Source organism: Bacillus sp. EB600, from assembly GCF_024494385.1.
GTDB lineage: Bacteria > Bacillota > Bacilli > Bacillales > Cytobacillaceae > JAEVLT01.
In genome coordinates, this window is the sequence record NZ_JAEVLT010000024.1 from 38,488 (window position 1) to 49,285 (window position 10,798).

Annotated in this window: 8 protein-coding genes; all 8 read right to left on the reverse strand. The window is 40.4% G+C overall.

Going from position 1 to position 10,798, the window contains the following annotated elements; genetic code table 11:
• Window positions 1-39: 39 nt before the first annotated feature.
• Window positions 40-1,119 (reverse strand): sulfate permease, encoded by a 1,080-nt coding sequence (locus JN080_RS19985; RefSeq protein WP_256237742.1) that lies wholly within the window; start codon window positions 1,117-1,119, stop codon window positions 40-42.
• A 13-nt stretch (window positions 1,120-1,132) separates the two neighbouring features.
• On the reverse strand, window positions 1,133-1,852 hold the full coding sequence (locus tag JN080_RS19990; RefSeq protein WP_256237743.1) for a phosphoadenylyl-sulfate reductase: 720 nt from the start codon (window positions 1,850-1,852) through the stop codon (window positions 1,133-1,135).
• 227 nt (window positions 1,853-2,079) lie between these two features.
• Window positions 2,080-3,267: an elongation factor Tu gene (tuf, locus tag JN080_RS19995; RefSeq protein ID WP_256237744.1), complete on the reverse strand. Its 1,188-nt coding sequence runs from the start codon at window positions 3,265-3,267 to the stop codon at window positions 2,080-2,082.
• Between the two features lie 126 nt (window positions 3,268-3,393).
• Complete coding sequence (fusA, locus tag JN080_RS20000; protein ID WP_256237745.1) at window positions 3,394-5,475, reverse strand: elongation factor G; 2,082 nt, start codon at window positions 5,473-5,475, stop codon at window positions 3,394-3,396.
• 143 nt (window positions 5,476-5,618) lie between these two features.
• On the reverse strand, window positions 5,619-6,089 hold the full coding sequence (gene rpsG / locus JN080_RS20005; RefSeq protein WP_256237746.1) for a 30S ribosomal protein S7: 471 nt from the start codon (window positions 6,087-6,089) through the stop codon (window positions 5,619-5,621).
• A 37-nt stretch (window positions 6,090-6,126) separates the two neighbouring features.
• The gene (rpsL, locus tag JN080_RS20010; protein WP_088084980.1) at window positions 6,127-6,549 is read right to left on the reverse strand and encodes a 30S ribosomal protein S12; all 423 of its coding nucleotides are present in this window, start codon (window positions 6,547-6,549) and stop codon (window positions 6,127-6,129) included.
• Between the two features lie 104 nt (window positions 6,550-6,653).
• Entirely contained in the window at window positions 6,654-6,902 is a 249-nt protein-coding gene (locus JN080_RS20015; protein ID WP_256237747.1) for a 50S ribosomal protein L7ae-like protein, read from the reverse strand.
• A 157-nt stretch (window positions 6,903-7,059) separates the two neighbouring features.
• Window positions 7,060-10,662: a DNA-directed RNA polymerase subunit beta' gene (gene rpoC / locus JN080_RS20020; protein WP_256237748.1), complete on the reverse strand. Its 3,603-nt coding sequence runs from the start codon at window positions 10,660-10,662 to the stop codon at window positions 7,060-7,062.
• Between the last annotated feature and the right edge of the window lie 136 nt (window positions 10,663-10,798).

Consider the following 10,798-nt stretch of genomic DNA (forward strand, 5'->3'; position numbering starts at 1 on the left):
CAATATCCACTATTCTGATTATTTTACTAGGAAAACAGCCTAAATTCCACCCCCATTTTCAAAAGTTGTCCGGTTATCTTCTCTGATCGTTTTTACAAGACTTATCGTTCCTAGTGTGGCAGCACAAACGCTAAATAATACGATGACTGAATAAATATCACTATCAACAAACATTTTTATAAATCCATATGATATAACAAGTGCTAGAAAAGGCGAAACTATCCAAACTTTCACGATTTTACTAATGACTCTGGTTTTAAAAATTTCTTTCCCTTTCTGAGCAACTCCTAGACCCATGATTGCCGTACTAGTAACCTGTGTCAGTGGTACGGGAAGTCCAAAAACGGAAGCCAAAATAACAAGCGTTGCACCCGTCCCAGAAATCGCTCCACCTTCAAGCAGAGAAAAACTTGTGATCCTTTTTGCATTGGTTTGCAAGACACCTTTACCAAGAAGAACAACCCCCAGGGCAATAAAAAAGCCCCCAATCAGAATTCCAGTTTGAGTAGAAACTATGCCAGCCCCAACGATTGGACCTGCGGCATTTGCAACATTATTCATTCCAGCCGAAAAGGACTCAAAAAAACCAATGATAATGACAAAAATAGATAGGATTTTTTTGGTTTTTCCGCTTTTTAATTGGGGATATTTCTGTTCAGCCTTTTTAATAAGTTTCCCAAACAGAAAACCAAATGTAAAGCCAATAGCAGGGATAAGAAACCAAAATCCCACAATCACAAGAATATTATTAACAAAGAGTGCATGCTTAGCCACCCCCACACCTACTACTGCCCCAACAGTAATTTCACTCGTTGAAAGTGGAATACTTAGTAAATTCGCAATAAATAAAGCAACAGCAGCAGATGATAAGATAATAAGGACAACCTTTACAGTCAAAAAAGAATGTGGGATAATATCGCTCCCAATTGTTTTTACTACTTCAGCACCACCTAAAACAGCACCAGCGAAAATAGCAATTCCGCAGAGCAGCAAGGCTATTTTCCTGTTTGGGAGTGCGCCAGAGCCATAGGGGATGCTAATTGAAGCAGCAGCTCCGCTGGCTCCAATATTTAATGCAAAAAACAAGGCAACAGCACAAGCTGCATAAGTTAATATCATTTTTTATTCCCTCTTATAAATGTAGTCCGCATTCAATCTTGCCTGTACCGCTCCATCTTCCTGAACGAAGGTCTTCTTCATTCCAGACAGGTTGTGTGCAAGTTTTGCAGCCGATACTTGGATAACCCTTATCATGAAGAATATTATAAGGCAATTTATTTTTGTGGGCATAACGCCAAATATCCTTCCACGTCCAATGAATTAATGGGCATATTTTAATCGATTTAAATTTGTTATCCTTATTTAAAAACTCTGTGTTCTTTCTTGTTTCTGATTGCTCTCTGCGTAAGCCTGAAAGCCATGCAGTAGCGCCGCTAAGGACCTCATTTAGAGGAATCACTTTTCTAATTTCACAACACTTGTTAGGCTGGCTCTTCCACAGCTCATCACCATACTCGTTTGCTTGTTCTTCAAGTGTAAGGGCAGGCTTTTTCATTTCAATTCTCAGGTTTGGATACTTTAGTTTTACTTGATCAATTAATTGGTAAGTCTCTTCAAAGTGGACATCCGTATCAAGAAATACTAATTTCGCCCGGTCGTTTACCTTCGAAATTAAATCAATAAGGACTATACCCTCAATACCAAAGCTGCAGGCATAAATTAATTCCTCATCAGAATAATTTTGATATGCCCATTCTAGGACGTTCAAAGCCCCTTTTGTATCATTATCAATCGGGAACTCTGGGAATAATGTATTGTTATCAAATAATTCATAGGTAAGAAGATTTGACATGTATGCTCCTCCATTCACATAAAAAACTATTTTTATATCCTGTTAAGTAGTTAAAAAAACTTAATCCCTAGTTAATTTATCGGTTTAATATAAAATTATCAGCATTATGGGTAAATGTCAATCATTAAATAGATCTTTTCGAAAATATTGATAATTGAATTAAGTGGAAAAAAACACAAAAAAGCAGGTGGATCGTCACCCACCTGCTTTTTATTCTTTTAATTAAATTATGCTTCGATAGTTGTAACCGATCCAGCGCCTACTGTACGGCCACCTTCACGAATAGAGAACTTAGTTCCATCTTCGATTGCAACTGGAGCAATAAGTTCAACAGTCATTTCGATATTATCGCCAGGCATTACCATTTCTGTTCCTTCTGGAAGAGTAATGACACCTGTTACATCAGATGTACGGAAGAAAAACTGTGGGCGATAGTTTGAGAAGAATGGAGTATGACGTCCACCTTCTTCTTTAGAAAGAACATATACTTGCGCTTTAAATTTTGTGTGTGGGTGAATAGTACCTGGTTTAGCAAGTACTTGACCACGTTGAACTTCTTCACGAGCAACACCACGAAGAAGAGCACCAATGTTATCTCCAGCTTCTGCATAGTCAAGAAGCTTACGGAACATTTCAACACCAGTAACGGTTGTTGATTTTGGTTCTTCAGTTAAACCGACGATTTCAATAACGTCACCAACTTTAACTTGTCCGCGCTCTACACGTCCTGTTGCAACAGTTCCACGGCCAGTGATTGAGAATACATCTTCAACAGGCATCATGAAAGGTTTTGCATTGTCACGTTCTGGAGTTGGGATATAGCTGTCAACAGCATCCATAAGTTCAATGATTTTTTCTTCCCATGCTGGGTCGCCCTCTAATGCTTTAAGAGCAGAACCTTTGATAACAGGAATATCGTCACCAGGGAATTCATACTCAGTAAGAAGGTCACGAATTTCCATTTCTACTAATTCTAGTAGTTCTTCATCGTCAACCATGTCACACTTGTTCATGAATACAACAAGGTACGGAACACCTACTTGACGAGAAAGAAGAATATGTTCACGAGTTTGTGGCATTGGGCCGTCAGCAGCAGATACTACTAGGATACCGCCGTCCATTTGAGCAGCACCTGTGATCATGTTTTTAACATAGTCAGCGTGTCCTGGGCAGTCTACGTGTGCATAGTGACGAGTATCAGTTTCATATTCTACGTGTGCAGTAGAGATTGTGATTCCACGTTCTCTTTCTTCTGGAGCACCATCAATTTGATCATAGGCACGCGCTTCAGCATGACCTTTCTTTGCAAGAACAGAAGTGATAGCAGCAGTTAAAGTAGTTTTACCATGGTCAACGTGTCCGATTGTACCAACGTTAACGTGCGGTTTTGAACGATCGTATTTAGCTTTTCCCATTAGAAAAATCCTCCTTTGGATTATAAAATAAATAAGTATATATATGTGGAAACTGCAAAATGATCGTCATTAAACAGTTCCCATGCTTACATAAGTAGTTATACTTTAAGAATAAGTGAAAATCAATTATTCACCTTTATTTTTTTTAATGATTTCTTCAGAAATTGACTTTGGCACATCCTCGTAGTGGTCAAAGTGCATGGAGAATACTCCACGTCCTTGAGTGCTAGAACGAAGTGCTGTTGCATAACCAAACATTTCTGAAAGTGGAACCATAGAACGAACCACTTGTGCGTTACCGCGTGCTTCCATTCCTTCTACACGACCACGGCGAGAAGTAATTTGTCCCATGATATCCCCAAGGTATTCTTCAGGAATAACAACTTCTACTCTCATGATCGGTTCTAGGATTACTGGACTACACTTTGAAGCTGCGTTTTTAAGTGCCAATGATGCAGCAATTTTAAACGCCATTTCAGATGAGTCAACATCATGGTAAGATCCATCAAAAAGCCTTGCTTTAATATCAACCAACGGATAACCAGCAAGTACACCTCTTTGAAGGGCATCTTTTAACCCAGCTTCAACTGCAGGAATGTATTCACGTGGTACAACCCCACCGACAATACCATTTTCGAATTCGAACCCTTTACCTTCTTCATTAGGTGAGAATTCGATCCAAACATCTCCGTATTGTCCGCGTCCACCAGATTGACGAGCAAACTTACCTTGTACTGATGCCGATGAACGGAATGTTTCACGGTAAGCAACCTGTGGAGCACCTACGTTTGCTTCAACCTTAAATTCACGGCGCATACGATCAACGATAATATCAAGGTGAAGTTCACCCATACCAGCGATGATTGTTTGTCCAGTTTCCTGGTCTGTATGTGCACGGAACGTAGGATCTTCTTCTTGAAGCTTTTGCAAAGCTGTAGTCATTTTGTCTTGGTCTGCTTTTGATTTTGGCTCAACAGAAAGTTGAATAACCGGCTCAGGGAATACCATTGATTCTAAGATAACAAGGTTTTTCTCATCACATAAAGTGTCGCCAGTTGTTGTATCTTTTAAACCTACTGCAGCAGCAATATCACCTGCATATACCTTATCGATTTCGCGGCGGTGGTTTGCGTGCATTTGCAGGATACGGCCGATCCGCTCACGCTTGCCTTTAGTAGAGTTTTGAACATATGAACCAGAATCTAGAGTACCAGAGTAAACACGGAAGAATGTCAGTTTCCCAACATATGGGTCCGTCATTACTTTAAATGCTAAAGCAGAGAAAGGCTCTTCGTCGCTGGAATGACGTTCAATTACAGCTTCTTCATCATCAGGCTCATGACCTTGAATAGAAGGTACGTCAAGTGGTGATGGAAGGTAGTCGATAACAGCATCAAGCATTAACTGAACACCTTTGTTTTTAAATGCAGATCCACAAATTACTGGGAAAAATTCTACACTAACGGTTGCCTTACGAATAGCAGCTTTAAGTTCTTCAACAGAGATTTCTTCTCCGCCAAGGTATTTTTCCATTAGCTCTTCATCTTTGTCAGCAACTGCTTCAAGCAATTTTTCACGATATTCGTCTGCTTGAGCTTTGTACTCTTCAGGAATATCTCTGACTTCGATATCTGTTCCGAGGTCATTGGTGTAGAAGTGAGCTTTCATTTCTACTAAGTCAATGATTGCCTCAAACTGGTCTTCAGCACCAATTGGTAATTGAATAGCATGTGCATTCGCTTGCAAACGATCATGAATTGTACCAACAGAATACAAGAAGTCAGCACCAATTTTATCCATTTTATTAACAAACACAATACGTGGTACGCCGTAAGTTGTTGCTTGACGCCAAACTGTTTCCGTTTGGGGCTCAACACCTGACTGCGCATCTAGTACAGCTACTGCTCCATCAAGTACACGTAATGAACGTTCAACTTCTACTGTGAAGTCTACGTGTCCTGGGGTGTCAATAATGTTAACACGGTGGTTCTTCCATGCTGCAGTTGTTGCTGCAGAAGTAATTGTAATTCCACGTTCTTGTTCTTGTTCCATCCAGTCCATTTGTGACGCACCTTCATGCGTTTCACCGATCTTATGGATACGGCCTGTGTAATAAAGGACACGTTCAGTGGTAGTCGTTTTACCAGCATCAATGTGTGCCATGATACCAATATTACGAGTATTTTCCAAGGAGAACTCTCTAGCCATTTGGTCTTTCTCCTTCCTATGTTTAAGTGTTTTTAATTACTATCAGAGAAGATTATACTTTTCTATGGTACATATGTAAAACTACGCCTCTGTCGCAGCCTTTAAGGCCCGACAAGCGGCGAGTTTCAAATATGGAGATTACCTTACCAACGATAGTGTGCAAATGCTTTGTTGGCTTCAGCCATTTTATGTGTATCTTCACGTTTCTTAACAGATGCGCCAGTGTTATTAGCTGCATCCATGATTTCGTTAGCTAAACGTTCTTCCATCGTTTTTTCTCCACGAAGACGTGAATAGTTAACTAACCAGCGAAGACCAAGCGTTGTGCGACGATCAGGACGCACCTCAACTGGTACTTGGTAGTTTGCTCCACCTACGCGGCGAGCTCTTACCTCTAATACAGGCATAATATTCTTCATTGCTGCATCAAAAACTTCCATTGGTTCTTTACCAGAACGTTCGCGAATTGTGTCGAATGCAGAATAAAGGATGTCTTGTGATTTTCCTCTTTTACCATCAATCATCATCTTGTTGATTAGGCGAGTTACCAACTTTGAATTATAAAGCGGATCAGGTAACACGTCTCTTTTTGCTACAGGACCTTTACGTGGCATGTAATTTCCTCCTTTCAAAAAAGCTTCTATTTATTAATTATTTTTTAGGTGCTTTCGGTCTCTTAGTACCATATTTTGAGCGGCCTTGCATACGGTTGTTTACACCAGCAGTATCAAGAGCTCCACGTACGATGTGATAACGTACCCCTGGTAAGTCTTTTACACGTCCTCCACGAATAAGAACAACACTGTGCTCTTGTAGGTTGTGGCCGATACCAGGAATGTATGCTGTCACCTCAATACCATTTGTCAAACGTACACGTGCATATTTACGCAACGCTGAGTTTGGTTTCTTAGGAGTCATTGTACCAACACGAGTACATACTCCGCGTTTTTGTGGTGAAGATACATTTGTTTGAGACTTTTTGAAGCTATTGTAACCTTTATTTAGCGCAGGTGATTTTGACTTTTCCTCTTTCGATTGACGAGGTTTGCGCACTAATTGATTAATAGTAGGCATTGAATATTCCTCCCTTCATTTTTTTCTAAGCCCACACATCCAGGTGGTTCATTTTTTTGCAAAAAACAAAGCCTTTGTAGAATTCGGTTCCACAAAAACAGTTTTTATCGGATAATTGCAACAGCTGCTGCACCAACTTCTATCCTACATGCCTTTCCAAGCTTTTTCATCGAATCAACATGTAAAACCGGAACGTTTATTTCGTGAGCATGTTTGATCAACTTACCCGTTACATTCGGATCTGCATCCTTTGCAACAACTAACTCACTAACATGACCTTCCTTGAGTGCTTTGGCTGCTTGTTTTGTTCCTATAATAACTTTATTTGCCTGTAATACTTTTTCATAAGACAACCTTCATATCCTCCAAAGTATCAGGTGAATGAAGCACCTTTGATATATTAACATTTCTAATCCAACATGTCAAATAAATCATAAACTTTTTTTGTCACATGCAGATCTTTTCTTTAAAATGCGGTGCCTGCCTTGCTAGCAAGCACCGCTGAGTTTATTAATCAGTCATTGTAACTGTTTCTTCAGAAGTTGTATCCCGTAGAACAGGTTCAGCCTTGCGATAGCGCTGCATACCAGTACCAGCTGGAACAAGCTTTCCGATAATAACATTTTCTTTCAAACCAAGAAGCTCATCACGTTTTCCTTTAATAGCTGCATCAGTAAGAACTCTTGTTGTTTCCTGGAAGGAAGCAGCAGATAAGAAGGAATCTGTTTCAAGCGATGCTTTCGTAATACCTAACAATACAGGTCGTCCAGTTGCCGGCATCTTACCAGCTAACAAGGCTTTTTCATTTGCATCGGTAAATTGGTGAATATCCAGTAGTGTACCAGGAAGTACATCTGTATCACCTGCATCAATGACACGGACTTTACGAAGCATTTGCCGTACCATAACTTCAATGTGCTTATCGCCAATTTCAACCCCTTGCATACGGTAAACCTTTTGAACTTCACGCAGCAAGTATTCTTGAACAGCGCCAACATCTCTTACTTTAATTAATTCTTTAGGGTCAATTGATCCTTCTGTTAATTCCTCACCACGATCCACATGATCGTTAACAGCTACTCTTAATCTTGAGGTGTAAGGAGCGGTATAAGTCCGTGATTCCACTTCACCTTGAACAACAATTTCGTGCTGACGATCGCGACCCTCATTGATCCCAACAACGACCCCATCAATTTCAGAAATAACTGCGACCCCTTTTGGATTACGGGCTTCGAAAATTTCTTGAATACGCGGTAAACCTTGAGTAATATCGTCTCCCGCAACACCGCCTGTATGGAACGTACGCATGGTTAACTGTGTACCAGGTTCTCCAATAGATTGAGCAGCAATAATACCAACTGCTTCACCCACTTCAACTTCCTGACCAGTTGCCAAGTTACGACCATAGCATTTCTTACATACACCATGGCGTGTATTACAAGTAAACGCTGAGCGAATATTTACTTCTTCAATTCCTAATCCAACAATATACTCAGCTAAATCCTCAGTAATTAACCCATTCTCAGGTACAATTACTTCTTTTGTCTCAGGGTGTTTAATCGCTCTGCGAGCATATCGGCCAATTAAACGTTCATCTAAGGCCTCGATAACTTCATTTCCCTCTTTTAAAGCTCTAATTAACAAGCCACGATCGGTTCCGCAATCTTCTTCCCGAATAATAACATCCTGTGCCACATCAACAAGCCGGCGTGTTAAATAACCAGAGTCCGCTGTCTTCAAGGCTGTATCAGCAAGACCTTTACGAGCACCGTGAGTCGAAATAAAGTATTCTAACACGGTTAATCCTTCACGGAAACTTGATTTGATCGGCAACTCAATAATCCGTCCTGCCGGGTTAGCCATCAATCCGCGCATACCAGCAAGTTGAGTAAAGTTTGATGCATTACCACGGGCACCTGAATCACTCATCATAAAGATTGGGTTCGATTTATTCAACGAGTTCATCAACTTACCTTGAATCGTATCTTTCGCCTGACTCCATATCGATATAACACGATCATAGCGTTCATCTTCGGTAATTAAACCACGTCTGAATTGTTTCATGACATTGTCCACTTTATGTTGAGCCTCATGAAGAATTTCCTGTTTTTCACCCAAAACGACGATATCTGCTACCCCAACTGTAATACCAGCTTTTGTTGAATAGGCAAATCCAAGATCCTTCATACGGTCAAGCATTTTAGACGTTTCCGTAATTTTGAAACGTTTGAAAACTTCTGCAATGATATTCCCAAGAATTTTCTTTTTAAATGGATCGACGAGTGGCATTCCTTTAATTCGAGCTACAACGTCTTCCCCTTTTTCAACAAAGTACTTCTCAGGTGTTTTCACTTCTAAATTATCTCTAGTTGGTTCGTTGATATACGGAAATGACTTTGGCAAAATTTCATTAAAAATAAGCTTACCAACTGTTGTAATCAACAATTTGCTATTTTGTTCTTCAGTAAAGGTCTCGTTTTTTAATGAACCCGCATGGACAGCAACCCTACTGTGGAAGTGGACATAGCCATTATGATAGGCAATCATAGCTTCATTTATATCTTTAAAGATCATACCTTCACCGACTGCGCCTTCTCTTTCTAGGGTTAGGTAATAGTTACCAAGCACCATATCCTGTGAAGGTGTAACAACCGGTTTACCATCTTTAGGGTTCAAAATATTTTGTGCTGCAAGCATAAGTAAACGGGCTTCAGCCTGTGCTTCTGATGAAAGCGGTACGTGAACAGCCATTTGGTCTCCATCAAAGTCAGCATTATATGCTGTACATACAAGTGGATGAAGACGAATTGCACGTCCCTCTACAATTGTAGGTTCAAATGCCTGAATTCCCAATCTGTGAAGTGTAGGGGCACGGTTTAAGAGAACCGGATGTTCTTTAATAACATCTTCAAGGACATCCCAAACCTCAGGTGAAAGCCGTTCAATTTTCCGCTTTGCAGATTTAATGTTATGTGCTAAGCCCTTTTCGACTAATTCCTTCATCACAAATGGTTTGAACAGTTCAATTGCCATTTCTTTAGGCAGTCCGCACTGATACATCTTTAGGTTCGGTCCAACAACGATAACAGAACGTCCGGAATAGTCAACACGTTTTCCAAGCAAGTTTTGACGGAAACGGCCTTGTTTCCCTTTTAACATATGGGAAAGTGACTTTAATGGTCGGTTACCAGGACCTGTTACAGGACGACCGCGGCGGCCATTATCAATCAAAGCATCGACTGCTTCCTGTAGCATCCGCTTTTCGTTTTGGACGATTATGCTTGGAGCACCAAGGTCTAATAAACGTTTTAAACGATTATTACGATTAATAACACGACGATAAAGATCGTTCAAATCAGATGTTGCGAATCTGCCGCCATCTAATTGAACCATCGGACGAAGTTCAGGTGGAATAACAGGAAGAACATCTAGAATCATCCACGAAGGTTCATTTCCTGAACTACGGAATGCTTCTATAACCTCAAGTCGTTTAATGGCACGTGTACGGCGCTGACCTTGGGCAGTTTTCAGTTCTTCTTTTAAGAAATCAGCTTCTTTATCTAAGTCGATATCAGAAAGCAGCTTTTTAATTGCTTCAGCACCCATTGATGCTTGAAATTTACTACCGTATTTATCACGATATGCACGATATTCTTTTTCAGATAAAAGCTGCTTCTTTTCCAAAGCAGTGTCTCCAGATTCGGTTACAACATAGGATGCAAAGTAAATAATTTCTTCCAATGCACGAGGAGACATGTCTAAAACCAGTCCCATTCGGCTCGGAATTCCTTTAAAGTACCAAATATGTGATACAGGTGCCGCTAATTCAATATGGCCCATGCGTTCACGACGAACCTTCGCCCGCGTTACTTCTACACCGCATCGGTCACAGACTACACCTTTATAACGAACACGTTTATACTTTCCGCAATGGCATTCCCAATCCTTAGTTGGACCAAAAATTCTTTCACAGAATAAGCCATCCTTTTCAGGCTTTAATGTACGATAGTTAATGGTTTCCGGTTTTTTCACTTCACCGAATGACCATGAACGGATTTTATCTGGTGATGCAAGGCCGATTTTCATATACTCAAAATTATTAACATCCAGCAAGGGGCCTACCTCCCTTTTGATCTCAGGTTTTACCCTTAATACGAAAAGCGCGTCTAGCGTTTATACTTTCTTATCTGTTGAAAAAGCGCAAGCGCACGGCCAACCCCTGGTGTAAGTCGAAATCAGCAGGAGGAAT